Here is a 24,432-nt window from a genome sequence, read left to right as displayed (position 1 = left end):
TGGCGTCAGCGTCCCGCCGGGCGCACCCGCCCGCGCGCCGCACCGGTACCGGCACCGTCGCCGGGGGCGAGGGTGTGCGCGTCGGCGCGTATCAGGTCGCGTATCGCGGGGACGGCGAGCAGCGCGGCCGGGACGACCAGGCTCATCGCCCCGGCCACCAGCAGGACGTGCCCGGCGCCGAGGAACGCGGCGGCGGGCCCGGCGAGGGCCTGCCCCACGGGCATCATGGCGAGGGAGCCCGCCACGTCGTAGGCGTGTATGCGGTTGAGGACGTCCGGCGGGACCTGCGTCTGGACGCTGGTCGCCCACATCACGCCCCAGAACGACATCCCGGCCCCGGCGACCGCGGCGACCGCCGCCATGACGGGCACGCCGAGGCCGGCGCCGACCGCCGCAGGGAATCCGGCGAAGGCGAACAGGGCCACCGCGCCGGCGCGCAGCATCCGGCGGGGGCGCAGCCGCAGCGCGAGGAAGCCGCCGACGACGGTGCCGGCGCCGAGCGCGGAGTTGACCAGGCCGTAGGCGCGCGGGCCGTGCTGCTGGACCACCTCGGTGGCCACCAGCGGGACGGTCGGTCCCCAGACCGCGATCATGTAGAGGCACCAGACGGCTATGACGCCCCACAGCCATATCCTCGCCCTGAACTCCCGCCAGCCCTCGACCAGATCCGCCTTGAAGGTGCCCGTACGGTGCTCGTGCGGACCTGTGCCGAACGTGCCCGGCACGCCCAGCGCGTCGGGTCTGCCGCGTCCGCCCGGTGCGAGCCCGGGCAGGCGGAGCAGCAGCAGGCACAGGGCGCTGACCGCGTACGTGGCCGCGTGGGCGGCGAACACCGAGCCGGGCGAGGCGAAGCCGACCAGCAGGCCGGCCACGGCGGGCCCGGCGAGCTGGGCGGCGGACTCGGCGATGCGTATGGCGCCGTTGGCCGCCTGGATGTCGGAGGCGAGCCGGGGCACCGTACTGGCCACGCCCGGCTGGAACACCGCACCGGCCACGCCGTTGACGAAGCCGATGGCGCAGATCTCCCAGAGCACCACATGCCCGGAGTAGAAGAGGGCGGCCGCGAGGGACTGGGTGCCCAGCCGCACCAGGTCGGCGCCGATCATCAGCCTGCGGGTGCTGAACCGGTCGGCGATCACCCCGCCGAAGACCACCAGTCCCGCGAAGGCGGCGGCCGTGGAGGCCATGGCGAGGCCGACCGCGCCCGCGCCGTACCCGTGCTCGAGCAGGCCCGCGGCGAGGGCGACGGGCAGCATGGTGTCGCCGAGCCGGGCGACGGCCCGGGCCACGAAGAAGAGCGCGAAGTCCCGCGACCACACCGTCCGCCGGCCGGCGCGGTCCACGGCCGCCCGCGCGACCCTGTCCTGCTCCCCCGCCGCCTCCTCTGGCGACGACTGCGACGACGTCCCGCCGCTCATCCCCGGCACCCCCTGTCTGGCCCTCCCCGGCCCACGCCTGCCCCGACCCGCCTTCGGATCATGCCACGGCGCACCGACAACGCCACCGGCCTTTCAGCGCCCTGTGGACAGACCCAGCCCGGGATGGGCCTCCAGCAGCCGGGACGGAGCCGCCTGCCGCCAGGAGTCGGCGAGGATGTCGCGCAGCTCGCCCTCGTCCTCCAGCGCGTCCAGGCGCACCCGGATCCACGCGAACTGGGCCTCGTGGCCCGCGATCCAGAACTTCTCCGGCTCGGCGAGGACCAGTTCGTCGCGCTCCTCCTTGGGGCAGCGCACGGCGACGGAGGACTCGTCCTCCGGCAGGGTGGCGAACATCTTCCCCCCGACCCGGAACGTGGGCATGCTCCAGGCGATCTTCTCCGCCGTGTCCGGCAGGGACAGGGCGATACGGCGTACGTCTTCGGCATCCGGCATGTCACGCACGCTAGTGCGTGCCACTGACAGTCAGCCGCCGCGGACGTCCGCCCCGATCTGCTTGTAGTACAGGGTGGTCGGCCGCAGGACTCCGCCCGGGTCGGCCGCATAGTCGGGGATCGCGCCGACGCGGGTCCAGCCCGCCGAGTCGTACAGGCGCTCGGCCGGGCTCCCGGTCTCCGTGTCCAGGTGCAGCAGGGTGACTCCGGCCTCGGCCGCCGCGCGCTCGGCGGTGGTCAGCAGACGCCGGCCGAGGCCCGCGCCGCGGGCGGTGCGGTGCACCATCAACTTGACCAGTTCGGCGCGGTGGCGGCTGTTGGGCTTGTCGGGGAAGGCGAGGCTCACCGTGCCGACCGTGCGGCCGTCGCCGTCGTGTGCCGTCCACACGGCGAGCCGTCCCTCGGCCACGCCGGTCACCCTCTCCCTCCACCAGCGCGCGGCCTCGGCGTGGCCGAGGGGTGCGAGGAAGCCCACGGAGGCGCCGTCGGCCACGGTGTCGGTGAGCAGCCGGGCCAACTCCTCGACGCGGGCGGCCAGTCGTGGCGCGTCGAGCCGGGTCACGTACGCCGTCACGGCCGCGCCACCGCCGGCGGCCGACTGCCCTGATCTCATGCCCGGGAAGGTACCTCAGCCCCGGAACACGCGTGTTACCAGCCGCTCACAACGGCCGCCACGGTTCACGGCCCACGGGCCACGTCTCAGCGCCCAGGGCCCGTGGCCCATCGACCCATGTCTCACAGCCCACGGCCCACGCCTACGATCGCGCCGCCTCGCCCAGCGCCTCCAGGACCGGGCGGATCAGCGGGTGATCCTCGGCGCCCCGGCGCACGGCGGCGAAGACCCGGCGCGTGGGGGCCTCCCCGTCGACGGGGCGCACGACCACGCCGGTGAGGTCCATGCCGCGCAGCGCGGAGCGCGGTACGAGCGCCACGCCGACGTCGGCGGAGGCCAGGGCCACGACGGCGCGGAAGTCGTCGGAGGAGTGCTCCAGACGGGGCTGGAACCCGGCGCCCTCGCAAGCCAGGACGACCACCTCGTGGCAGGGGTTGCCGGGGTAGGGGCCGATCCAGGGATCCTTGGCGAGTTCGGCGAGCGGGACCTCGGGAGCGCCGGCCAGGCGGTGGGCGACCGGCACCACCGCGTCGAAGGGCTCGGCGTAGAGCGGTACGTGGGTCAGGCGCGGGTCGTCGGCCGGGGGCGCCCCGCGGTACTCGACGGCGACGGCCACGTCGACCTGCCGGTCCAGCACCATCGGCAGGCTGGCGTCGCCCTCGGCGTCCTGCACGCGGATGCGGATGCCGGGCGCGTACGCGGCGAGGCGGGCGACCGCGGGCGCGACGACCTCGGCGATGCCGGTGGCGAAGGCGGCCACCGTCACCGTGCCGGCCTCGCCGGAGCCGTACGCGGCGAGCTCGGCCTCGGCCCGCTCCAGCTGGGCGAGCACGACGTGGGTGTGGCTCAGCAGGATCTCGCCGGCCGGGGTCAGCCGTACGCCCTTGGCGCCGCGCTCGACCAGCCGGTGGCCGGTCTCCTGCTCCAGTGCGGCGAGCTGCTGCGAGACGGCCGAGGGCGTGAGGTAGAGCGCGGCGGCAGCCGCCGTCACCGTACGGTGGTCGGCCACCGCCCGGAGGATGTGCAGCCGCCGCGCCTCGATCATGCGAACGATTATCGCAAGCCCCGCGGCCCGCGGAACACGCGGACCGCACTGACCACGCGGCCCGCTCAGTCCCCCAGTTCGGCGCGGGCCGCGACGAAGGCGTCCACGGCCCGGTTCACGTCGTCGGTGGAGTGGGCGGCGGACAGCTGGACGCGGATGCGGGCCTGGCCCTGCGGGACGACCGGGTAGGAGAAGCCGATCACGTACACGCCGCGCTCCAGCAGCAGTTCGGCCATCCGGCCGGCCTTCGCCGCGTCGCCGATCATCACCGGGGCGATCGCGTGATCGCCGGGCAGGACGTCGAAGCCCTCCGCGGTCATCCGGGAGCGGAACAGCGCCGTGTTCTCGGCGAGCCGGACCCGCAGGTCGTCGGCCGACTCCAGCAGGTCGAGCACCTTCAGGGAGGCCGCGGCGATCACGGGCGCGAGGGTGTTGGAGAACAGGTACGGCCGGGAGCGCTGGCGCAGCAGCGCGACGATCTCGGCGCGGGCCGCGACGTAGCCGCCGGAGGCGCCGCCGAGCGCCTTGCCGAGGGTGCCGGTGATGATGTCGACGCGGTCCATGACGCCGTGCAGCTCGGGGGTGCCACGGCCGCCGGGGCCGACGAAGCCGACGGCGTGCGAGTCGTCGACCATGACCATGGCGCCGTACCGGTCGGCGAGGTCGCAGATCTCGTCGAGCGGGGCGACGTAGCCGTCCATGGAGAAGACGCCGTCGGTGACGACCAGCTTGCGGCGGGCGTCGCCGGCGGCCTTGAGCTGTGCCTCCAGGTCGGCCATGTCGCGGTTGGCGTAGCGCAGGCGGCGGGCCTTGGACAGGCGGATGCCGTCGATGATGGAGGCGTGGTTGAGGGCGTCGGAGATGACGGCGTCCTCGGGGCCGAGCAGGGTCTCGAAGACACCGCCGTTGGCGTCGAAGCAGGAGGAGTACAGGATCGTGTCCTCCTGGCCGAGGAAGGCCGCCAGGCGGGCCTCCAGCTCCTTGTGCACCTCCTGGGTGCCGCAGATGAAGCGCACGGAGGCCATGCCGTAGCCCCAGCGGTCCAGGGCCTCGTGGGCGGCGGCGATCACCTCGGGGTGGTCGGCGAGGCCGAGGTAGTTGTTGGCGCAGAAGTTGAGGACCTCGCCGGGGCGGCCGCCCGCGGTGACCTTCACGGTCGCGGACTGCGGGGTGCCGATGACCCGCTCGGGCTTGTGCAGGCCGGCGGCGCGGATCTCGTCGAGGGTGGCGCGCAGGTCGTCGCGCACGGAGTCGAACATGAGGGGCTCCTTGAAGGTGCTGGCTCAGGAGGAGGGCGGGGTCGTCAGGCGGTCCAGTCGAGGATGACCTTGCCGCCCCTGCCGCTCGCGGCGTCGGCGAAGGCCGCCTCGAAGTCCGCGTAGCCGTACCGGCCGGTGATCACCGGGGAGAGGTCGAGGCCGCCCTCCAGGAGCACCGACATGGCGTACCACGTCTCGAACATCTCCCGGCCGTAGATGCCCTTGATGGTGATCATCGAGGTGACGATCCGGGCCCAGTCGACCGGGAACTCCTCGGAGGGCAGCCCGAGCATGGCGATGCGGCCACCGTGCGTCATGTTGGCGATCATGTCGCGCATGGCCTCGGGGCGGCCGGACATCTCCAGGCCGATGTCGAAGCCCTCGCGCAGTCCGAGCGCCCGCTGGCCTTCGGCGATGCCGGTGCCGGAGACGTTGAGCGCGAGGCTCACGCCGATCTTGCGGGCCAGTTCCAGGCGCTCCTCGCTGACGTCGGTGACGACGACGTTGCGCGCGCCGGCGTGCCGGGCGACGGCCGCCGCCATCAGGCCGATCGGCCCGGCGCCGGTGATCAGCACGTCCTCGCCGACGAGCGGGAAGGACAGCGCGGTGTGCACGGCGTTGCCGAACGGGTCGAAGATCGCGGCGACGTCGAGGTCGACGGGGACGCGGTGCACCCAGACGTTCGAGGCGGGCAGCGCCACGTACTCGGCGAAGGCGCCGTCGCGGCCCACACCGAGACCGACCGTGGCCCGGCACAGGTGCCGCCGCCCGGCCAGGCAGTTGCGGCACTTGCCGCAGACCAGGTGGCCCTCGCCGCTGACCCGGTCGCCCTGCTTGATCTCGGTGACGTCGCGGCCGGTGGCGACGACCTCGCCGACGAACTCGTGGCCCACCACGAGCGGGGTGCGGATGGCCTGCCGCGCCCAGCCGTCCCAGGCCCGGATGTGCAGGTCGGTGCCGCAGATGCCGGTCCGCAGGACCTTGATCAGTACGTCACCGGGTCCGACGGCGGGCTCGGGCACGTCCGCGAGCCACAGCCCCGGCTCCGCCTTCTCCTTGACCAGCGCCTTCAACGCTACGGCTCCTGTGCTTTCGGCCCCGGTTCCGGGCACGCCGAAGGGGCCCGCGTCCGGGGAGAGGAGTGGAATCGCACAGAAATCTGCCGTACGGCGGCCCGCTGGTCCATCGAGGATTTCTTAAGCGCGGCCACAGCTTTCCTTCACGCCCTCGCGTGTCCCTCCGGCCATGGCGTTTGCCTCCCCCTACGCCTTCCCTTCACGCCCTCGCGCCGGGCTCCGGCGGCTCACCCCCGCCGCTCCAGGCGGGGTACGAGCTCGGCGGCGGCCGCCTTGATGGTGGTCAGCCCCTCCCGGCCCCACGGCCGCGGCTCGACGTCGACCACGCACACCGTGCCCAGCACCGTCTGCGTACTGTCGATGAGCGGCGCGCCGAGGTAGGAGCGGATGCCGAACTCGTCGACCACCGGATTGCCCGCGAACCGCGGATAGTCGCAGACGTCCTCCAGGACCAGCGCCTTGCGCCTGACCACCACGTGGGGACAGAAGCCGTGGTCGCGCGCGAGACGGCGGCCGACCTCGCGCCGCGTCCCGTCCGGGTCGTCGCCGTCGGCAGGCCCGGCGGTGTCGACGCTCAGCACATCGCGCCGGGGCCGGTGCAGACCGGCGAAGAACTGCCCCTGCTCGTCGAGGAAGTTGACCATCGCGTACGGCGCCGAGGTCAGGTGCGCGAGGTGGTCGGCGAAGGCGTCCAGGTCGGGGTCGGGGCGCTCCCCCAGGCCCAGTCTGCGCAGCCGCAGAGTGCGGGCGGGGGCGTCGTTGTCCTCGGGGGTGAGCAGCAGGCGACCGGCCGGGCGCGGCGGGTCGTAGCTCATGGCCGGGCTCCGGCGCTGTGCGCGTGTGTCATGGCGGGGCTCCGTGGGGAGTGCGGGGTCGGGGACAGGGTGGCGGTGGGGGCCGCGGTCACCAGGGTGCGCCGTGGCCGGGCGCGGAGGCGGCGGCGGGCGCCTGGGCGAGCAGATGGCGTACGAGGGTCAGCAGGGTCTGGACGCCCGAACTGGAGATGCGGGCGTCGCAGTTGACCACGGGGACGGCCGCGTCGAGGTCCAGGGCGGCGCGCACCTCGTCGGGCTCGTAGCGGTAGGCGCCGTCGAACTCGTTGACGGCGATGACGAAGGTGAGGCCGCGCTGCTCGAAGAAGTCGACGGCCGCGAAGCACTCCTCCAGGCGGCGGGTGTCGGCGAGGATCACGGCCCCGAGGGCGCCCTCGGACAGTTCGTCCCACATGAACCAGAACCGCTCCTGGCCGGGCGTGCCGAACAGGTAGAGCACGTGCCGGGGGTCGAGGGTGATGCGGCCGAAGTCCATCGCCACGGTCGTCTCGGCCTTGTTCTCGATGCCGTCGAGTTTGTCCGTGGCCTCGCTGACCGTGGTGAGCAGTTCCTCCGTGCTGAGCGGCGCGATCTCGCTCACCGCGCCGACGAAGGTGGTCTTGCCCACGCCGAACCCTCCCGCGACCAGGATCTTCAGGGCGGTGGGGAAGGGGTCCGGTCCCGGGCCGCCGTCCCGGTCAGAGCTGTCGTCGTAGTCCATCGAGCACTGCCTCCAGAAGGGCCCGGTCGGTGGGTTGGTGGTGGTACGCGGGGGGCTTGGTGGTCAGTGCGCCGCAGTCGACGAGGTCGGAGAGCAGCACCTTGGTCACCGCGGCCGGCAGTCTCAGCTGGGCGGCGACCTCGGCGACCGGGACGGGGGCGAGGCACAGGTCGAGGGCCTGGCCGTGCTCGGGGCCGAGGTAGCCGAGCGGTGTCACTCCGGTGGCCATCACCTGTGACATGAGGTCGAGGGCGACGCTGGGCCGGGTGCGGCCGTTACTGACCGTGAAGGGGCGCACCAGCCGTCCGGCCGCGTCGTCCAGCCAGGGCCCGTCGCCGGCCGCCGCCGCGCTCAAGGCCGCAGCGCCGGGGGTTCGGCGGTGTGCTGGCGGGGCGCGGTCGTGAGGTAGGGCCGCACGCTCTTGACCAGCATCGCCATCTCGTAGCCCAGGACCGCCGCGTCGGCCTCGCGGCCGGCGAGCACGGCGAGGCAGGTGCCGGAACCGGCGGTGGTGACGAACAGCAGCGTCGAGTCGAGTTCGACGACGACCTGGCGCACGTCGCCGCCGTCGCCGAAGCGGATCCCGGCGCTGCGGCCGAGGGAGTACAGGCCGGAGGCCAGGGCTGCCATGTGGTCGGCGCTGTCGTGGTCGAGGCCGTGGACGGACTTCACCAGGCCGTCGCACGACAGCAGGACCGCGCTGGTGGTGTGCGGGACACGCTGCACGAGGCCGCTCATCAGCCAGTCGAGGTCGGACACTTGGCCGGTCGGCGCATCGCTCGCCATGGTGGATCGACTCCTTGGAGTACGTACGAAGGTCTGCGGGGCCCTGGGGGCGGGGCGGTCAGGGGGCGGGGGCGGGCGGCGGTCCGGTCATCCGGCCGGCGCGCCCGAGTCGTGCGGACCGGGAGCCCCGGGTGGCACCGGGGCGTGCGCGGGTTCGTCCGGGGGGCCGGGCGGCGCGTCCGGGGCGGCGGGCCCGTCGGGCGCGGGCCGGCCCTCGGCGAGCCCGACGCCGCGCTGGAAGGCGGCCATCAGGCCGGGGTCGTGGCCGGCGGCGTGCTCGCCGTCCTGGCGCGGCGCCGGTCCGCCGCGCAGTTGCGGCACGATGTGCTGCTGGGCGCGGCGGCGGGGCAGTTGGGGCCTGCCCATGGTGCCGCGGACCGCCGCGGAGCGCGGGGCCGGCGGGGCGCCGTTGTTCGCCTCCACCGCGGAACGGTCCTCGGGCCGGATCCCGGGCACCGCGTCGGCGGGATTCGCCCGCCGCTCCCGGTCCCCGCGCCGGGGCAGCGGCGCCCCGGCCGGGGGCGCCCCCGGAGACACCCCGGCACCCTCCTGACCGGCAGGACCGGGGCGTACGCCCGTGTCCTGACCGGCGGGACCGGGGCGTACGCCGATGTCCGGTGCGGCCGGTGGGAGGTGTACGTCGGTGTCCCGCACGGCCGGTGCGAGGTGTGCGTCGGTGTCCCGCCCGGGCGGTCCCGGGCGTACGTCCGTGCCGGGCGCGGCGGCTCTGAGGTGGGCGTCGGCGTCCTGCCGGTCGGCCGGGAGCCGCGGGAGGAGTGGGGGGTGCGGCGCACGCGGGACGCCGCCGTCGGCCCCCGGCTCGCCGGCCTGAACTCCCGCTCCCGCGGCGGGAGTGGCCTGAGCAGCGGTCGCGGCTTGCCCGTTCAGGGCGCCCGGCGTCGAGCCCAGCAGGGCCTGGGGCACGACGAGTACGGCCTGGACGCCGCCGTAGATGTTGGTCTGGAGGCGGACGGTGATGCCGTGGCGCTTGGCCAGTTGGGAGACGACGAACAGGCCGATGCGGCCGTCCGCGAGCAGGCTGGCCACGTTGACCTGGTCGGGGTCGGCCAGCAGGGCGTTCATCCTGGCCTGTTCGCCGACCGGCATGCCGAGGCCCCGGTCCTCGACCTCCACGGCGAGCCCGGAGGTGACCAGGCCCGCCCGCAGCAGGACTTGGGTGTGCGGGGCGGAGAACACGGTGGCGTTCTCCACGAGTTCGGCCAGCAGGTGGATGACGTCGGCGACGGCGTGCCCGCGCAGCCGGCCGTCGATCGGCGGTACGAGCTTGACCCGCGAGTACTGCTCGACCTCGGCGATGGCCGAGCGCAGCACCTCGGTCATCGAGACGGGGTTGCTCCACTGCCGGCGGGAGACGGCGCCGCCGAGGACGGCGAGGTTCTCGGCGTGGCGGCGGATCCGGGTGGCGAGGTGGTCGACGTGGAAGAGGCCCTTGAGCAGGTCGGGGTCCTCGATCTCGTTCTCCAGCTCGTCGAGGATGGAGATCTCGCGGTGCACCAGGGACTGCAGGCGCCGGGCGAGGTTGACGAAGACCTCGAGCTTCTGTTCGCTGCCGGCGTGGCTGGAGAGCTGGGAGGCCTGCACGACCGAGGCGACCGCGCCGTCGTGGGCGCGTGCCAGGTCGGCGGCGAGCAGCTCGAAGTCGTCGGCGTCCCGCGCGGGGCCGCCGCGCGGCTTGCGCGGGGCCGGGGGCTCGCCGTGGCGCAGGGCGTCGAGGAGCGCGCGCAGGTCGGCCTCGCGGCGGGCGGTGCTGCGGCGCAGCGCGCCGATCCGCTCGTGCACGGACCGCGCGGCGCGGCCGGCGGCGACGGCGGCGATCACGATGCCGGCCAGCGCCACGCAGGACGCGCCGGCCAGCACGGCCCACAGGACGACGCCGGTGCGGGCGCCGGTGGAGCGCACGGTGAAGAGCACGGCGGCGCCGGCGCTGAGGGCGACGGCGGTCGGCGGGAGCACCGCCAGGCGCATGAGCTGAGGCCGTAAGTGGGTCTCGGGCAGCGAGGGGACGGTGCGGGCGACCGGCCGCCCGTGCCGGCCGCCCTCTCGGCGGTCGGTGCGGGCGGCCGGTGCACGGAGGTGAGACATCTGTTCCTCGTACTGTCCTCGTACTGGTCCGTCGGGCCTGTGTGCTCACGCGGGGCGTGAACGGGCATGGGTCATCGCTGTGCCGGCCGACGGGGGCGGTTCGGGACTGCGGCTCCATGTCGCCCGGCGGCCACTCACAGTAGTCACCAACGCATCATGTGCGGCGGGCAGTTGACAAATTCACCCGCTCGGCGTCCCGCTCTGGTATGAGGGTTCGTACGGCAGACCGAGTGTCGCCGACGACGATGCAAGTAGAACCGAAAGGGACCGGTCACAGCCGCTCGGAAGCGGTCGGAAGCGGAAGCCGCGGAGTGGGGTGGGGCCGCGCCGCACCGCGGCCCCGGTGCCCTCACGTGGCCGCCGCGAGGCGTCCGCCGGCCTTCCCTGCGCCCACCGCCGGCGTCACCCGCCGTACACGCCGCACACACCGCACAGGCCACCCGGGCTAAGCGTGCGGGACCACGGCGACCGGGCAGGAGACGTGGTGCAGGACCGCACGGGTGACGGGGCCGGTGTGGTCACCGGCCGGGCCCCCGGTGCGGCGGCCCACCACGGCCAGGCCGGCCCCCTCGGCGGCGCGGACCAGTTCCGCGGCGGGCCGCCCGGAGAGCACCGCCTCGGACACGGGCACCTGCGGGTACTTGCCGCGCCAGGGCAGCAGGAGTTCCGCCAGGGCCTGTGCCCCGCCCTCGGCCGCGTCCTGGCCGTCGGCCACGTGCACGGCCCGCAGGTCGGTGAGGCGCCGTCGGGCCGCGTCGAACGCGAACTCGATCAGTTCGTCGCAGGGACGGCCGAGGTCGAGACCGACGACGACGGACCGGAAGGGGATCTCGGGAATCTCGTCCGGGGACACGCCGTCCACCGCGGGCAGGTGTTCGGCGGCGGCGCTCTGCCCGGCCCGCACCAGCACCACCGGTCGCAGGGAGCGGGACACGACGCGCTGGGACACGGAGCCCGTCACGAAGCCGGCCACGCCCCCCAGACCGAGTGAGCCCAGCACCAGCAGCCGCGCGTCGGGCGCCGCGCCGAGCAGCGCGGAGACGGCGGAGCCGGACACCAGGTCCGCGTCGACGGTGAGCGCGGGATGGGCGGCGCGGACGCTGTCCACCGCCTCCCGCAGGATCTCCTCGGCCCAGTCCCGTTCGGTGGTGCCCAGCGGCACGTCCGGTTCCGGACGGGGGCGGAAGTGCCAGGCGTGCACGAGCGCCAGCCCGGCACCCCGGCGCAGTGCCTCCTGGGCCGCCCAGTGCGCGGCCGCGAGGCTCTCGGGGGAGCCGTCCACTCCCGCGACGACATCTGTCCGCGTGGGGTGTGTCTGCATGGCGTACGCCTTTCGGTGTGCGAGCCGCCGGGGCCGTGCCGGCCCTTCCACTGTCCGTCACGTCCGTCGCGCTGTCATCGCCAGCGTGCGCCGCCCCGTAGCGCCCGTACAGGGCCGCAAGGGCCCCGACCGTGCCCTTCCGGTTCCTCCAACTTCCCTCCGCCGGCCCCGCTTTGACGCGGCCGGCGGGGGCCGGGCGCAGCCGTTCGGCCCTGGCGGGGGTGCCGACCGGTCCCTGGCGGACCGCGGCATACGGGCGTTCGCTGGAGGTGTCGGAGGAGGTTGCCATGAAGACCACGACTTCGGTCGCACGCCGGTTCGCGCGGCGGCGCCCAAGGACGGCAGGCCCGTGACCGCCGACACGGTGCCGCTGACCCTGCGGCGCCGACATCGGCCGGCGCCGGACGTCGGCCGAGGGGACGCGTTCACGCGTCCCGGTTCACCTGGCGGGGCTCGTGAGAGAAGGCAGCCATGATTCCCCTGTTGCTGATCGGTGCGACCGTGCTGGGCGCCTGCCTGGTGTTCGGCTACAGCTCGTTCGTCGTCGGCTTCGTCCTCATGGGGGCGGGCGTGCTCGGTCTGATCGCCTTCATGGCGACGCCGGGCGCGGTCCTGCGGCCCAATGAGCGGGAGGTGGTCGAGGAGCGCCACTACCTCGGCAAGGGCGACGACCACCGCGAGTACCGACGGTGAGCCCGGCGGCGGTGAGCCCGGCGGTCAGTCCTCCCCGACCAGGTCGAGGCCGCGCGTCGTCTTCAGGCCGAGCTCCGGGACCGGCCACGCGCGCGTGAGGGGCGGGGAGACGTCCCGCCACCACGGGTGGGCGGGCAGCTCGCCCGCGGGCTCGAAGGGCAGGCCCGGGACGGGCAGGGCAACCGCCTGGCCGACCGCCTCGGCCGAGGCCAGCGTCCACTCCCCCGGCTCGGCCCAGGGGTGGAAGGCGAGGTTGAACGTCCCCCAGTGGATCGGGAGCAGCACCCCGCCCGGTCCACCGCCCTGGAGGTCGAGGTGGGCGCGCACACCCTCCTCGGGGGTCATGTGGATGTCCGGCCAGTACTCGGAATAGGCGCCGAGCTGGATCATCGTCGCGTCGAAGGGGCCGTGGCCGGCGCCGATGTCCTCGAAGCCGTCGAAGTAGCCCGTGTCGCCGCTGTGGTAGACGCGGTGCCGCTCACCCTCGACGACCCAGGAGGCCCACAGTGTGTGCTGGGTGTTGCGCAGGCCCCGGCCGCAGAAGTGGCGGGCCGGGGTCGCGGTGAGGGTGAGGCCGCCGACCTCGGTCGACTCGTGCCAGTCCAGTTCGCGCAGGCGGCCGGCGGACACGCCCCAGTGCTCCAGGTGGGCGCCGACGCCCAGGGGGACGGCGAACACGGTGTCGGTGCCGGCCAGCGCCTTGATGCTGGGCATGTCCAGGTGGTCGTAGTGGTCGTGGGAGATGACGACGACGTCGACCGGGCCGAGCGCGGCCAGCGGCAGCGGGACCGGGTGCAGCCGCCGTGGGCCGGCGAAGGGGAAGGGCGAGCAGCGCTCGCCCCACACGGGGTCGAACAGGACCCGTCGCCCGTCGATCTCCGCGAGGACGCTGGAGTGGCCCATCCAGGTCAGCCGCAGACCGGTGGCCGGGGGCCTGGCCAGGTCCGCGAACGTGGTCGCGTGCACCGGCACGGGGTCGCGCGGGGCGCGGCGGGGGCGCTGCTCCTTGTCGAAGTAGAGCTTGGCGAAGTCCCGTATCGAGCCGGAGGGCCGGGTCCGTGCGACGCCCCCGGGGTTCTGGAAGACACCGTCCTTGAAGTGGGGCGAACGGCGGATGCGCGCCATCCGCTCCCCGGAGGGGTCCGCGCCGAAGGCCGCGGGCCGCAGCGCGCGGAGCCCGGGGATCGGGAGACGGGAGCCGGCCACGGTACCTCCAGGGGAAGTCGGTCAGGCTTTCCATTATGGAGGGCCCCTGTGACAGTCCGATGTCACAAGGGCGCGGTCGCGTCCGTCGTACCGGTGAGATCCGTGTGTCCGACGTACGAGCAGGAGGTGGCCACCATGGCCCGCGTCTCTCTCACCCCGCCCCGTACCCGTTTCCTCCGCCTGGTGGAGTGGTACAGCAAGCGCACCTACGGCAAGGTCCTCGACCCGGCCAGGGCGCTCGCCCACCAGCCGCGCGTGCTCTGGAGCGACCTGCGCTTCGAGCAGTCGGTGGCGAAGTGGAACCGGCTCGACCCCGACCTGAAGGCGCTCGCCGAGATGGCGACGGCGGCCGCGATCGGCTGCTCGTGGTGCATGGACTTCGGCTACTGGGTGAGCCGGGAGCGGGGCATGGAGCCGCGCAAGGTGCAGGACGTGCCCGTGTGGCGGGACAGCGACGCGTACACGCCGCTGGAGCGGGACGTGATGGCGTACGCCGAGGCCATGACGGCGACGCCGCCGGCCGTGGACGACGGACTCGTCGCCGGGCTGCGGGACCGGCTCGGCGAGCCGGCGCTGGTGGAGCTGACGGCGATGGTGGCGGTGGAGAACCTGCGCTCGCGCATCAACTCCGCGCTGGGGCTGACCAGTCAGGGGTTCAAGGACCGGTGCGAGGTGCCGGGCGCCGCGCCGGCGCCGGACGCGGCTTCCGTGCGGGAGTGACCGGCCGGCGTTGACAGCGGGGCGGACCCGTCCGGACACTGACTGCCTGCTTCACTGACTGTCCGTTCAGTATCCGCCCCGCTCGAGGAGCCCCGCGTGCCCGCCCCCCTGATGTCCCTCACCTGGACCGACCACGTCACCGGGCGTCAGGGCTTCCTCGTCGTGGACCGGCTGGTGCGCGGGGTGGCCAGCGGCGGTCTGCGCATGCGGCCCGGCTGCACGCTTCAGGAGGTCGCCGGGCTCGCCCGCGGCATGACCGTGAAGGAGGCCCTGCACTACGACCCGCGCCTGCGCTACGTCCCGCTGGGCGGGGCCAAGGGCGGCATCGACTGCGATCCGCGCGACCCGGGGGCGTACGGGGTGCTGGTGCGCTACCTGCGGGCGATGCGGCCGTACGTCGAGAGCTGCTGGACCACCGGGGAGGACCTGGGGCTCAGCCAGGACCTGGTGGACCGGGCCGCCGCCGAGGCGGGGCTCGTGTCGTCCATCCAGGCCGTCTACCCGCTCCTCGACGACGAGGCCGCCGCCCGGCGACGGCTCGCGGACGCGTTCGCCGTCGAGGTGGACGGGATCGGACTGGACGAACTGGCGGGTGGGTGCGGGGTGGCCGAGTCGGTGCTGACGGTCCTGGACCGGGCCGGGGTGCCCCGCGCGGGCACCCGGGTCGCCGTGCAGGGGCTGGGCACCATGGGCGGGGCGACGGCCCGGTTCCTCGCGCGCGCGGGCCTGGTGGTCGTGGCCGTCGCCGACATCAAGGGCACGATCGTGAACCCGGCCGGGCTGGACGTGGACGCGCTGCTCGCGGCCCGCGACTCCCACGGCACCGTCGACCGCGCGGTGCTGCGCTCCGGGGACCGCGAACTGCCTGGCGATGCCTGGCTGTCCGCGGACGCGGAGGTGCTGGTGCCGGCCGCCGTGTCGTACGCGATCGACACCGCCAACCAGCGGCGGATCACCGCCCGCTGGATCGTGGAGGCGGCCAACATGCCCGTACTGCCCGGGGCGGAGGGACTGCTGGCCGCGCGCGGGGTGACCGTGCTGCCGGACGTCGTCGTCAACTCCGCGACCAACGCCTGGTGGTGGTGGACGCTGTTCGGGGACGTGGGGCCCGACGCGCGGGAGGCGTTCGCGCACATACGGCGCTCGATGCGGGCCCTGGTCGAGCAGGTGCTGGCCCGCGCGGAGGCCGACGGCAGGAGTCCCCGGGCCGCCGCGCACGCCCTGGCCGCCGACCGGCTGCCGGTGATCGCGGAACGCTTCGGCTGGTACCGCGACGGGGAGCGGCCGGCCCCGGTCGCCTGAGCGGCCCGCCCGCGCGGGGTGCCGCCCGCGGCCGACTCCCGCCTTGTCCCCGCGCCGGGAGCGATTAGGGTGATCGCGTGGCGAGAGTGCGGTTGAGCGTGGCGGAGCGGCGGGAGGAGTTGCTGCGGGCGGCCATCGAGCAGATCGAGGCGCGGGGTGTGGCAGCCGTGCGGATCGCCGATGTGGCCTCGGCGCTCGGGGTGAGCAACGCGCTGGTGCTCTACCACTTCTCCACCAAGGAGAAGCTGGTCGCGGCCGCGTTCACCCATGCCGCCGAGGGCGACCTCGCCCGGCTGCGCAAGCTGCTCGGTCGCCGTACGACGGCCCTGCGCCGGCTGCGGTCGGCGGTGCGCTGGTACGCGCCGACCGGTACGGCCAAGGGCTGGCGGCTGTGGATCGAGGGCTGGGCGGCTGCGCTGCGCGAGCCCGCGCTGCGGGAGGTCGCGCGGGGGCTCGACCGGCAGTGGAAGGCCGCCATCACCGAGGTGCTCGCGGAGGGCGTGGCCGCGGGCGAGTTCCGCTGCGCGGACCCGGCCGGCACGGCCCTGCGCCTGACGGCACTCCTGGACGGCCTCGCCGTCCAGATGACCGCCTACGAGGGCGCGGTCTCCCGCGCCCGCGCCCAGCAATGGGTCGACGAGGCCCTGGCCCGCGAACTGAACGTGCATCCGGCACAACTGACACCGGCAAACGCCCACTGAGCCCCACGGCCGAGGGCCGGGCCCGCGCGGGACGCGTCCCACACCCACGGAGCCGCACCTCGCGCCCCCGCATCTCGCGCGGGCAGCGCGGACGCGCCTCACGGCTCGCGCCCCCACGCGGGAACGCACCCGCCGTCCGGCGTGGACGCTCGCCAGGGGCCGCCCAAGAGCGCCCGACGGTCCTCACGCCCGCACCCTTGCGGGGCACGACGCACTACGAGCGCGGCACCGCGCGAGTACGCGCTTCGTCCCGCGCGGGACACTCCAGCGCTCAGCGCGGGACGCGCCCGAAGGCCGGGCGGGCACCCTCAACGGCCCGCACGGGACGCCTCGTAGGGCCCGCGCGGGCGTACTCCACGGCCCGCACGGGACCCGGACCGCACCCCCGGCGCACCCGGGACCCGGACCGCACCCCCGGCACGGTCGGCGCGGGCGCGCCTCACGCCTCGCACGAGAACACAGTTCGCGCCCCCGCACGGAAACGTGCTTCGTCCCCGCGCGGCAGCGCGGCCGGCATCCCGCGCGGGGTGCGTCCCCGGTCCCGCGTGGGAACGCGCACCGCGCCCCGCGGAGCGGCGGGTCAGGCCACTGACCCGATGCGTGTGCGGATGTCGTCCGGGGACAGGGTGCCCTTGGCTGTCACGTGGTCGCCCGAGGACTCGCCGCGGAGCCTGCGGCCGATCCAGAGGACCAGGAACTCCCGCGCCCAGTGGACGTCGTCGCGGCGGATCTCCAGGGTGCCGCGGGGCGGCAGCGGCGGCCAGGGCTGCTCCGGGTCGGCCGGGACCTCCAGCCCGAGGATCTGCCCGGCGCGCAGCGCCACGCGCGTGTGGCCCTCGGGTGACAGGTGCAGCCGGTCGTGGTCCCAGGCGCGGCGGTCCTGCACCGTCCTGAGCGACCACAGGTCGAGCACCGGGCAGCCGTAGCGGTCGGCGATGGCCCGCACATGCCCGTTGTAGGTGGCGATCTTGCCGCGCAGGTGCTTGAGCACGGGCACGCCCCGGGTGTCGAAGCCGGTCGTCACCATGACGGTGCCCGCGACGGCGGCGAGGCGGGCCACCGCCTTCTCGAAACGCTCGGCCACGTCGTCCGGGTCGGTGCCCGGCCGGATGATGTCGTTGCCGCCCGCACAGAAGGAGACCAGGTCCGGGGCGAGTTCGACGGCCCGCGGGACCTGGTCCGCCACGATCTGGTCGAGGAGCTTTCCGCGTACGGCGAGGTTGGTGTACCGGAAGTCGCCCTCGGGCCGCCGGTCGGCGAGCAGGACGGCGAACCGGTCGGCCCAGCCGACGAACGCCCCGTCGGGCCCGGGGTCGCCCACGCCCTCGGTGAAGCTGTCCCCCACCGCCACGTACGACCCGATCACTGATCTGCTGTCACTCTTCGAATCGTCTGCCACGTCGGCCCATGATTCACCTTTCAATGTGGCTTACGCGACCGTAGGAAGGGCTTGACGGGCGGTGAGATAAGCCACTTCAATTCCCGCCCCGACCTGGGAATACGCCGGTACGCCAGGTGGGGCGGGGGCTCAGACGGCGACGCCGTGCGAGCGGAGGTAGGCGACCGGGTCCACGTCCGAGCCGTAGTCGGGCGAGGTGCGGATCTCGAAGTGCAGGTGCGGTCCGGTCACGTTGCCGGTCGCGCCGGAGAGGCCGACTCGCTGACCCTCCGTCACGCTCTGCCCGGCCGAGACGGAGAGGGCGGAGAGGTGGCCGTACTGGGCGTAGTGGCCGTCGGCGAGCCGGATGACGACCTGGTTGCCGTAGGCGCCGCCCCAGCCCGCGGAGACGACGGTGCCGGCGCCGACGGCCTTGACCGGGGTGCCGGTGGGCACGACGAAGTCGACACCCGTGTGGTAGCCGCTGGACCACATGGAGCCGGCCACGTGGTAGCCGGTGCCGATGGCGGCGCCGCTGACCGGGAGGGTGAAGCCGGTGGAGGTGCTCGCGGCGGAGCGGGGTGCCTCGGCCGGCTTCGCGGCGGAACCCGCGGCGGCGGGGCGTGCGGCGTCCGTGTGCCCGGGCGCGGCGGAGGACTTGGGGGCCGTCGTGGCGCCGGTCGCGGCGGCCGCGCCGTCGAGCCGCAGCTTGAGGCCCGGGTGGATCAGCGAGGGGTCGTCGCCGACCGCCTGCCGGTTGTCGGCGTACAGCCGGTGCCAGCCGCCGCGGACGTGCTGCGCGCCGGCGATCTTCGAGAGGCAGTCGCCGGGGCGGACGGTGTAGGTGCGTACGCCCTCGCCGGCGGCCGCGCCCTTCCCGGACGCCGGCGTGGCCCGGACGGCGCTCTGCGGGGCCGGCTTCGCCGGGGCGGCGTGGGCGCCGGCGGCCGACACGAGCGGCAGGGCGAGGGCGGCGCCGCCGGTTCCGGCGGCGGCGATCGTGCGGGTCAGGCGCTGGGCCTTGGGACGGCGGTGCTTACCCTTCGCGGGCATGGCGGATTCCTCTCCGGCGCCTGCGAGGTGAGCTGTCGGGTTCGGGCTGGAGCTGCCCGGCCGCGTTCGCCGCGGCTTCACCCCTGGCCTGTTCCGGGGGCCGGAACAGGCGGTGTTGCCTGTGGGTCCCCCGCTCCTGCCGTGAGCGGGTGAGTGTGCGGGCACCGGGCGGCGGCAGGATTAGGCGTCCGCCCGGATCGGTTGGGAACGTAGGCGACGAGGACGCGCGCGGACAAGCAGACGGTTCCGGCGGGGGCCGCCCTTCCTTGATCCGTTCCCGGAATTCACGGTTACCGTCGGTGAATTGGGCCGGGCTTCCACCCGTCAATTCCCTGGACAACGGCCGTGATTACGTGGGCATGACGGGCGACGGACGGTCACCGGTATGACACTGCTCACGCTCCGCTCACCGGAATGCTTGAATACGCTTCATTACCTTTCATTGCTCCGCATTTGCTGGCGAGTTACCGGTAAAGCTGCAATACGGGCAGAAGACCCATACAACTCGTTGCCTCAGCAACCCATGCCGTATCGTCGGAGCGACCCCCGCCGACGAGCCGCGAAGGCGGGGCAGACAGGGAGGAGTTCCCGTGACGCAGCAGGTCCCGTCGACCGAGCCGGAGCTGGCCGGAGTGCGCAACTTCCGTGATGTGGGCGGGCTGCCGACCGTGGACGGACGGCGGGTGCGGCACGGCGTGCTCTTCCGCAGCGGCCACCTCGCGCACGCGACCGCCGAGGACTCCGCCTTCCTCGCCTCTCTCGGCCTGCACACGATCTTCGACTTCCGCAACGCGGCCGACCGCAAGCTGGAGGGCCCGGACGTCGAACTGCCGGGCGTGCGGAACGTGAACCTGCCTTTGAGCGACCCGGCGGACGGCGCCGAGTTCTGGAAGATGGTCCGCGACGGCGACCTGGACCAGCTGCGCGCGATCCTCGCCGACGGCAAGGGCGCGGACCGGATGATCGCCTCCTACCGCATGATCATCAAGGAGCGCACCGCCGAGCACTCGCGGGTGCTCCACGCGATCGCCGAGGACAGCGTCCCGGCCCTGATGCACTGCGCCGCGGGCAAGGACCGCGCCGGCCTGTCGATCGCGGTCACGCTGCTCGCGGTCGGCGTGGAGCGCGAGGCGATCACCGCCGACTACCTGGAGTCCAACGCCCGGCACCGCCGCTACAAGGTGCGGCGCAGCGGCAGTTCCGCCTCGGCCTACTCCCCCGAGGTCATGGAGCTGCTCAGTCCCCTGTTCGACGCGCGCGCCGAGTATCTGGCGGCGGCCCTGGAGACCATCGAGGACACCTGGGGCGGCGTCGACGCCTACCTGGAGCGGGGGCTGCGGCTCGCGCCCGAGACCCGGGAGCGGCTGCGCGACCGGCTGCTGGACTGAACCGCACCGGCCCGGAGCCGGGGCCTCCTACTTCGCGCCCACCGAGAACAGCAGCCATATGAACCCGGCGAAGAGGTGCCCGACGGCGATGTAGATGATGAGCCGGATCCACAGGGCGCGCGGAAACTTCTCTTCCATGTCGGTCATGGTGTTTCTCCGATGTGGGGGCCCAGGCACAGCGTGGCCGTCGGGCTCTGCAGCAGGGTGTGGACGAAGAGCAGCTCGAGCCCGTCCGGATCCTCGGCGGCGATGCGGTGCGGGGTCAGCGAGTCGAAGTGCGCGCTGTCCCCCGGGGCGAGCAGGTGCACGGTGTCCCCGAGGCGCAGCCGCAGCCGCCCCTTGAGGACGTACAGCCACTCCTCGCCGGGGTGCACCCGTACGATGTCGCCCTGGGAGCCGTACGGGACGCGGACCCGCAGGGCCTGCATGCCGCGTCCGGACGCGCCCGCCTGCCAGTACGTCCAGCCCCCGGCGTAGGTGGGTTCCATGCCGGAGGAGCGCACGACCGCGTCCCGGCCGGCCACCGACTCGCCGAGGAGTTCGGAGACCGTCGTACCGTAGACACGGGCGAGCGAGAGCAGCATCGGCAGCGACGGCTGGCGCTGCCCCGTCTCCAGACGGGAGAGGTGGGCGGGCGACAGCCCTGCGGAGCGGGCCGCGGCCTCCAGGGTGAGGGAGGCGCGGCGGCGCAGGGCGCGCAGCTGCGGCGCGACGGCGGGCAGGGCCTCGGCCGGGCCCGCCGAGGGCTCGGACTCGGGAGAGCTCATGGCTCCATTGAACCGCAGGCTTGCCTCCGGGGCAAATTTCTTGCCTGAGAGGCAAAGCACCGACCGCAGAACCCTTGGCCCGGCCCTACGCTCCCACGGCCCGGCCTCTCACCGGTTCGCCACGGCCTGCTTCACCAGTGTCTTGCCGAAGTCCCACATCAGCCCGCCGCCGTGCGCGTCGTCCATCACGGCGGTGAAGGCCTCCACGAACCGGTCGACCTCCGCCTCCCCGATCACCAGCGGCGGGATCAGCTTGATCACCTCCAGGTGGTCGCCGGAGACCTGGGTGAGGATCCGGTGCCGCTGGAGCAGCGGCACGACCACCATCTGCGCGAACAGGCCCTTGCGCGCGGCCTGGAGCATGGTCCAGCGGCCGCGCAGCTTCAGCGACCTGGGCCGGCCGAACTCGATGCCGATCATCAGGCCCCGGCCGCGCACGTCGGCGAGCAGTTCGTACGTGTCCACGAGGGCCGCCAGCCGGGACTTCAGCAGCTCGCCGGTGGCCCGCGCGTTCGCGACGATCTGCTCGTTCTCCATGACCGACAGCACGGCGAGGCCCGCCGCCATGGCCTGGGCGTTGGAGCCGAAGCTCGCCGAGTGGACCAGCACACGGTCGATCGAGGAGTAGACCTTCTTGAAGATCCAGTCCTTGCCGAGGGTCGCGCCCACCGGCACATAGCCGCCCGAGAGCGCCTTGGCGACGCAGACCAGGTCCGGCTCGACGCCGTCCTCGTGCTGGTAGGCGTAGAAGTCGCCGGTGCGGCCGAGGCCGGTCTGCACCTCGTCGGCGATGAGCAGGGCCTTGTGCTTGTGCAGCAGCTCCTGGGCGGCGCGCAGAAAGCCGGGCGGGGCCTCGTGCACGCCCTTGCCCTGGATCGGCTCGACGATCAGGGCGGCCACGTCGCCCTTCCTCAGCTCGCGGGCGAGTGCGTCGAGGTCGCCGAGCGGGATCGCGGTGTCGGGCAGCAGCGGGGCGAAACCGTCCCGGAATCCCTCCTCGCCGTTCACCGACAGCGAGCCGGTGGTCAGCCCGTGGAAGGAGTGCTCGCAGTACAGGATCCGCGGCTTCCCGGTGGCGCGGCGGGCGAACTTCAGGGCGGTCTCGACGGCCTCGGTGCCGCTGTTGCCGAAGAACACCCGGTCCAGGTGCGGGCTGTGGGTGAGCAGCCGCTCCGCGAGCAGGCCGGGCAGCGGCGGGCAGTCGAAGCGGGTCAGGTCGGCGAGCGAGGCGTCCAGGACGTCGTGCAGCGCCTTGCGGACGACGGGGTGGTGGCGGCCGAGGCCCATCACCCCGAATCCGGCGAGCATGTCCAGGTAGTCGTTGCCCTCCGCGTCCCAGAAGTACGCGCCCTCGGCGCGCTCGTAGACCTTGTCGAAGCCGATGGTGTGCAGCATGCGCGGCAGCTGGTGGTTGAGGTGCCTGGCGTGCAGCTGGTAGCGCTCGGCTCCGCGCTCGGCCAGGAGAGCGCCGAGGTCGAACTGGGTGGTCATTCGGTCTTCTCCTTGACTGCCATGACGGCTCCCGCCGCCCCGGCGCTTCCGCGCGCCGCGTCCGCCGCTGCCCGTACCGCGCCCGCCGCCTGCTCCCGGACGGCGAGGCTCGCGCCGATGCGGCCCGCCACCTCGACCGGGGTGAGCCCGATGTCGGCGAGCACCTCATTGCGCTTGGCGTGCGCGAGGAACTGTTCCGGGATGCCGAACCGCCGCACCGGTACGTCCACTTCGGCGTCGCCGAGCGCCAGTGCGACGGCCGAACCGACCCCGGCCGCGCGGCTGTTGTCCTCCACGACGGCGACCAGCCGGTGCGCGGCGGCCAGTTCGGGCAGCGCCGGGTCGACGGGCTTGACCCAGCGCGGGTCCACGACCGTGCAGCCGATGCCGCGCGCCTGGAGCAGCTCGGCGGCCTGGAGGCACACCGGCGCCATCACGCCGACGGCGACCAGCAGCACCTCGGGCCGCTCCGCCCGGTGCAGCACGTCCATGCCGCCCACCCGGCCGACCGCCGGGATCTCGGGACCGACCGACTCCTTGGGGAAGCGGACCAGGGTCGGCGCGTCGTCGACGGCGACGGCCTCGCGCAGCTGCGCCCGCAGCTGTTCGGCGTCGCGCGGGGCGGCGATCCTCAGGCCCGGCACCACCTGGAGCACGGACATGTCCCACATGCCGTTGTGGGAGGGCCCGTCGACGCCCGTGACGCCGGCCCGGTCCAGTACGAAGGTGACCCCGCAGCGGTGCAGCGCCACGTCCATGAGCAGCTGGTCGAAGGCGCGGTTGAGGAAGGTGGCGTAGACGGCGACGACCGGGTGGAGTCCGCCGGTGGCCAGGCCCGCCGCGGACACGGCGGCGTGCTGCTCGGCGATGCCCACGTCCCACACCCGGTCCGGGAAGCGTTCGGCGAACTTGCCGAGCCCCACCGGGTGCAGCATGGCGGCCGTGATCGCCACGACGTCCTCGCGCTCCTCGCCGATCCGCACGATCTCGTCGCCGAACACCGAGGTCCACGACGGGCCGCTGGAGGGAGTCAGCGGGGCGCAGGTGAGCGGGTCCATCACGCCCACGGTGTGGAAGTGGTCCTCCTCGTGGGCGAGGGCGGGCTCGTAGCCGCGGCCCTTCTCGGTGAGGCAGTGCACGAGGACGGGCCCGTGGAAGCGTTTCGCGCGGCGCAGCGCGGACTCGACGGCGCGCATGTCGTGCCCGTCGATCGGGCCGAGGTACTTCAGCCCCAGGTCCTCGAACATGCCCTGCGGCGCGAAGGCGTCCTTGAAGCCCTTCTTGGCGCCGTGCAGCGACTCGTAGAGCGTGTTGCCGACCACCGGGGTGCGCTGGAGCACGTCCTTGCCCCAGGCCAGGAACTTCTCGTAGCCGTCGGTGGTGCGCAGGGTGGCCAGGTGGTTGGCGAGGCCGCCGATCGTCGGCGCGTAGGAGCGCTCGTTGTCGTTCACGACGATGATCAGTGGCCGGTCGCGGGCGGCCGCGATGTTGTTCAGCGCCTCCCAGGCCATGCCGCCGGTGAGCGCCCCGTCCCCGATGACGGCGACGACATGGCCCTTCTCCCCCTGCACCTGGCGCGCCTTGGCGAGCCCGTCGGCCCAGCCCAGCGCGGTCGAGGCGTGGCTGTTCTCGATGACGTCGTGCTCGGACTCCTCGCGCGAGGGATAGCCGGACAGACCACCCTTGCCGCGCAGCTTGGAGAAGTCCTGACGTCCCGTCAGCATCTTGTGCACGTAGCTCTGGTGACCGGTGTCCCACAGGATCCGGTCGACCGGCGACTCGAAGACCCGGTGCAGCGCGATGGTCAGTTCCACCACGCCCAGGTTGGGCCCGAGGTGACCGCCGGTCCTGGCGACGGCGTGCACCAGGAAGTCACGTATCTCGTCGGACAGTTCACCGAGTTCCGCCTCGGACAGCGCCTTCAGGTCGCGTGGTCCACGGATGCTCTCCAGAATGGTCACGCTGAGCCCCCTCTCGGTCCGTGCTCTGCATCAACCCACTGTCACCGTCGGTGTCCCCGTGACGTCGGGGGCGCCGGCCGCGGCACCGTCCTGCTCCATCTCCCCGGCGAGCTTCATGGCCTCCTCGATCAGGGTCTCCACGATCTTCGACTCCGGGACGGTCTTG

Annotated in this window: 24 protein-coding genes, 1 pseudogene and 1 riboswitch; of the genes and pseudogenes, 5 read left to right on the top strand and 20 right to left on the bottom strand. The window is 73.7% G+C overall.

Annotated features, from left to right (window positions below):
* Positions 1–5: 5 nt before the first annotated feature.
* From IE217_RS10305 to IE217_RS10250, 12 genes are all read right to left on the bottom strand, one after another.
* Entirely contained in the window at positions 6–1,418 is a 1,413-nt protein-coding gene (locus tag IE217_RS10305) for an MFS transporter (protein ID WP_229865195.1), read from the bottom strand.
* Between the two features lie 93 nt (positions 1,419–1,511).
* Positions 1,512–1,871 (bottom strand): MmcQ/YjbR family DNA-binding protein, encoded by a 360-nt coding sequence (locus IE217_RS10300; RefSeq protein ID WP_190177478.1) that lies wholly within the window; start codon positions 1,869–1,871, stop codon positions 1,512–1,514.
* Positions 1,872–1,901: 30 nt separating this feature from the next.
* Complete coding sequence (locus tag IE217_RS10295; RefSeq protein WP_190177477.1) at positions 1,902–2,483, bottom strand: GNAT family N-acetyltransferase; 582 nt, start codon at positions 2,481–2,483, stop codon at positions 1,902–1,904.
* A 142-nt stretch (positions 2,484–2,625) separates the two neighbouring features.
* Positions 2,626–3,528 carry a LysR family transcriptional regulator gene (locus tag IE217_RS10290; protein WP_190177476.1) on the bottom strand — a complete coding sequence of 301 codons (903 nt, stop codon included), beginning with the start codon at positions 3,526–3,528 and terminating at the stop codon, positions 2,626–2,628.
* A gap of 65 nt (positions 3,529–3,593) precedes the next feature.
* A complete protein-coding gene (locus IE217_RS10285; RefSeq protein ID WP_190177475.1) occupies positions 3,594–4,787 on the bottom strand; it encodes a glycine C-acetyltransferase in 1,194 nt (397 codons plus the stop codon).
* 44 nt (positions 4,788–4,831) lie between these two features.
* The gene (gene tdh / locus IE217_RS10280; RefSeq protein WP_190177474.1) at positions 4,832–5,860 is read right to left on the bottom strand and encodes an L-threonine 3-dehydrogenase; all 1,029 of its coding nucleotides are present in this window, start codon (positions 5,858–5,860) and stop codon (positions 4,832–4,834) included.
* 230 nt (positions 5,861–6,090) lie between these two features.
* Positions 6,091–6,678: a GAF domain-containing protein gene (locus tag IE217_RS10275; RefSeq protein ID WP_190177473.1), complete on the bottom strand. Its 588-nt coding sequence runs from the start codon at positions 6,676–6,678 to the stop codon at positions 6,091–6,093.
* Positions 6,679–6,766: 88 nt separating this feature from the next.
* Positions 6,767–7,396, bottom strand: a complete 630-nt coding sequence (locus tag IE217_RS10270) for a GTP-binding protein (RefSeq protein WP_190177472.1) — start codon at positions 7,394–7,396, stop codon at positions 6,767–6,769.
* Positions 7,374–7,751: a DUF742 domain-containing protein gene (locus IE217_RS10265; protein WP_189704528.1), complete on the bottom strand. Its 378-nt coding sequence runs from the start codon at positions 7,749–7,751 to the stop codon at positions 7,374–7,376. The genes IE217_RS10270 and IE217_RS10265 overlap by 23 nt, the downstream gene beginning before the upstream one ends.
* Positions 7,748–8,182 (bottom strand): roadblock/LC7 domain-containing protein, encoded by a 435-nt coding sequence (locus IE217_RS10260; RefSeq protein ID WP_190177471.1) that lies wholly within the window; start codon positions 8,180–8,182, stop codon positions 7,748–7,750. The genes IE217_RS10265 and IE217_RS10260 overlap by 4 nt, the downstream gene beginning before the upstream one ends.
* An 87-nt stretch (positions 8,183–8,269) precedes the next feature.
* A complete protein-coding gene (locus tag IE217_RS10255; protein ID WP_229865192.1) occupies positions 8,270–10,285 on the bottom strand; it encodes a sensor histidine kinase in 2,016 nt (671 codons plus the stop codon).
* A gap of 445 nt (positions 10,286–10,730) precedes the next feature.
* Positions 10,731–11,606 carry a universal stress protein gene (locus IE217_RS10250; protein ID WP_190177470.1) on the bottom strand — a complete coding sequence of 292 codons (876 nt, stop codon included), beginning with the start codon at positions 11,604–11,606 and terminating at the stop codon, positions 10,731–10,733.
* A gap of 471 nt (positions 11,607–12,077) precedes the next feature.
* Here IE217_RS10250 and IE217_RS10245 point away from each other — a divergent pair, with 471 nt between their 5' ends.
* Complete coding sequence (locus IE217_RS10245) at positions 12,078–12,299, top strand: hypothetical protein (protein WP_189704531.1); 222 nt, start codon at positions 12,078–12,080, stop codon at positions 12,297–12,299.
* Positions 12,300–12,323: 24 nt separating this feature from the next.
* Here IE217_RS10245 and IE217_RS10240 read toward each other — a convergent pair whose 3' ends face one another.
* A complete protein-coding gene (locus tag IE217_RS10240; RefSeq protein WP_190177469.1) occupies positions 12,324–13,505 on the bottom strand; it encodes an MBL fold metallo-hydrolase in 1,182 nt (393 codons plus the stop codon).
* 135 nt (positions 13,506–13,640) lie between these two features.
* Between IE217_RS10240 and IE217_RS10235 the strand changes: the two genes are divergently transcribed.
* The 3 genes from IE217_RS10235 to IE217_RS10225 all read left to right on the top strand — a co-directional run bounded on the left by IE217_RS10235 (position 13,641) and on the right by IE217_RS10225 (position 16,228).
* Complete coding sequence (locus tag IE217_RS10235; RefSeq protein ID WP_190177468.1) at positions 13,641–14,225, top strand: carboxymuconolactone decarboxylase family protein; 585 nt, start codon at positions 13,641–13,643, stop codon at positions 14,223–14,225.
* 96 nt (positions 14,226–14,321) lie between these two features.
* A complete protein-coding gene (locus tag IE217_RS10230) occupies positions 14,322–15,527 on the top strand; it encodes a Glu/Leu/Phe/Val dehydrogenase dimerization domain-containing protein (protein WP_190177467.1) in 1,206 nt (401 codons plus the stop codon).
* A 77-nt stretch (positions 15,528–15,604) separates the two neighbouring features.
* Positions 15,605–16,228 (top strand): TetR/AcrR family transcriptional regulator, encoded by a 624-nt coding sequence (locus IE217_RS10225; protein ID WP_190177466.1) that lies wholly within the window; start codon positions 15,605–15,607, stop codon positions 16,226–16,228.
* Positions 16,229–16,808: 580 nt separating this feature from the next.
* Here the strand turns inward: IE217_RS10225 and IE217_RS10220 are convergent.
* Entirely contained in the window at positions 16,809–17,594 is a 786-nt protein-coding gene (locus tag IE217_RS10220; protein WP_190177840.1) for an SGNH/GDSL hydrolase family protein, read from the bottom strand.
* 162 nt (positions 17,595–17,756) lie between these two features.
* On the bottom strand, positions 17,757–18,659 hold the full coding sequence (locus IE217_RS10215) for a M23 family metallopeptidase (RefSeq protein WP_190177465.1): 903 nt from the start codon (positions 18,657–18,659) through the stop codon (positions 17,757–17,759).
* A 4-nt stretch (positions 18,660–18,663) separates the two neighbouring features.
* A riboswitch (cyclic di-AMP (ydaO/yuaA leader) is annotated at positions 18,664–18,817 on the bottom strand.
* Between the two features lie 432 nt (positions 18,818–19,249).
* Between IE217_RS10215 and IE217_RS10210 the strand changes: the two genes are divergently transcribed.
* Positions 19,250–20,047: a tyrosine-protein phosphatase gene (locus tag IE217_RS10210; protein ID WP_190177464.1), complete on the top strand. Its 798-nt coding sequence runs from the start codon at positions 19,250–19,252 to the stop codon at positions 20,045–20,047.
* Positions 20,048–20,074: 27 nt separating this feature from the next.
* Here the strand turns inward: IE217_RS10210 and IE217_RS10205 are convergent, their stop codons facing one another.
* The 5 genes and pseudogenes from IE217_RS10205 to IE217_RS10185 all read right to left on the bottom strand — a co-directional run.
* A complete protein-coding gene (locus IE217_RS10205; RefSeq protein ID WP_190177463.1) occupies positions 20,075–20,194 on the bottom strand; it encodes a DUF6126 family protein in 120 nt (39 codons plus the stop codon).
* Positions 20,191–20,814 (bottom strand): helix-turn-helix domain-containing protein, encoded by a 624-nt coding sequence (locus IE217_RS10200; RefSeq protein WP_190177462.1) that lies wholly within the window; start codon positions 20,812–20,814, stop codon positions 20,191–20,193. Before IE217_RS10200 ends, IE217_RS10205 begins: the two co-directional genes overlap by 4 nt.
* A 108-nt stretch (positions 20,815–20,922) precedes the next feature.
* Positions 20,923–22,305 carry an aspartate aminotransferase family protein gene (locus IE217_RS10195; RefSeq protein WP_190177461.1) on the bottom strand — a complete coding sequence of 461 codons (1,383 nt, stop codon included), beginning with the start codon at positions 22,303–22,305 and terminating at the stop codon, positions 20,923–20,925.
* Entirely contained in the window at positions 22,302–24,266 is a 1,965-nt protein-coding gene (gene dxs / locus IE217_RS10190) for a 1-deoxy-D-xylulose-5-phosphate synthase (protein ID WP_190177460.1), read from the bottom strand. Before dxs ends, IE217_RS10195 begins: the two co-directional genes overlap by 4 nt.
* A 30-nt stretch (positions 24,267–24,296) precedes the next feature.
* Positions 24,297–24,432: pseudogene (locus IE217_RS10185) on the bottom strand (flavodoxin-dependent (E)-4-hydroxy-3-methylbut-2-enyl-diphosphate synthase); the annotation flags it as partial.

The sequence above is a fragment of the Streptomyces naganishii JCM 4654 genome, assembly GCF_014650575.1.
Lineage (GTDB): Bacteria > Actinomycetota > Actinomycetes > Streptomycetales > Streptomycetaceae > Streptomyces > Streptomyces naganishii.
This window is presented reverse-complemented; position numbering and strand designations above follow the sequence as displayed.

Excerpts from the sequence above, each read along its gene's own strand:
- IE217_RS10305 (WP_229865195.1), bottom strand. The coding sequence starts at position 1,418 with ATGAGCGGCGGGACGTCGTCGCAGTCGTCGCCAGAGGAGGCGGCGGGG.
- IE217_RS10300 (WP_190177478.1), bottom strand. The coding sequence starts at position 1,871 with ATGCCGGATGCCGAAGACGTACGCCGTATCGCCCTGTCCCTGCCGGAC.
- IE217_RS10295 (WP_190177477.1), bottom strand. The coding sequence starts at position 2,483 with ATGAGATCAGGGCAGTCGGCCGCCGGCGGTGGCGCGGCCGTGACGGCG.
- IE217_RS10290 (WP_190177476.1), bottom strand. The coding sequence starts at position 3,528 with ATGATCGAGGCGCGGCGGCTGCACATCCTCCGGGCGGTGGCCGACCAC.
- IE217_RS10285 (WP_190177475.1), bottom strand. The coding sequence starts at position 4,787 with ATGTTCGACTCCGTGCGCGACGACCTGCGCGCCACCCTCGACGAGATC.
- IE217_RS10275 (WP_190177473.1), bottom strand. The coding sequence starts at position 6,678 with ATGAGCTACGACCCGCCGCGCCCGGCCGGTCGCCTGCTGCTCACCCCC.
- IE217_RS10270 (WP_190177472.1), bottom strand. The coding sequence starts at position 7,396 with ATGGACTACGACGACAGCTCTGACCGGGACGGCGGCCCGGGACCGGAC.
- IE217_RS10260 (WP_190177471.1), bottom strand. The coding sequence starts at position 8,182 with ATGGCGAGCGATGCGCCGACCGGCCAAGTGTCCGACCTCGACTGGCTG.
- IE217_RS10255 (WP_229865192.1), bottom strand. The coding sequence starts at position 10,285 with ATGTCTCACCTCCGTGCACCGGCCGCCCGCACCGACCGCCGAGAGGGC.
- IE217_RS10250 (WP_190177470.1), bottom strand. The coding sequence starts at position 11,606 with ATGCAGACACACCCCACGCGGACAGATGTCGTCGCGGGAGTGGACGGC.
- IE217_RS10245 (WP_189704531.1), top strand. The coding sequence starts at position 12,078 with ATGATTCCCCTGTTGCTGATCGGTGCGACCGTGCTGGGCGCCTGCCTG.
- IE217_RS10235 (WP_190177468.1), top strand. The coding sequence starts at position 13,641 with ATGGCCCGCGTCTCTCTCACCCCGCCCCGTACCCGTTTCCTCCGCCTG.
- IE217_RS10215 (WP_190177465.1), bottom strand. The coding sequence starts at position 18,659 with ATGCCCGCGAAGGGTAAGCACCGCCGTCCCAAGGCCCAGCGCCTGACC.
- IE217_RS10205 (WP_190177463.1), bottom strand. The coding sequence starts at position 20,194 with ATGACCGACATGGAAGAGAAGTTTCCGCGCGCCCTGTGGATCCGGCTC.
- IE217_RS10200 (WP_190177462.1), bottom strand. The coding sequence starts at position 20,814 with ATGAGCTCTCCCGAGTCCGAGCCCTCGGCGGGCCCGGCCGAGGCCCTG.
- IE217_RS10195 (WP_190177461.1), bottom strand. The coding sequence starts at position 22,305 with ATGACCACCCAGTTCGACCTCGGCGCTCTCCTGGCCGAGCGCGGAGCC.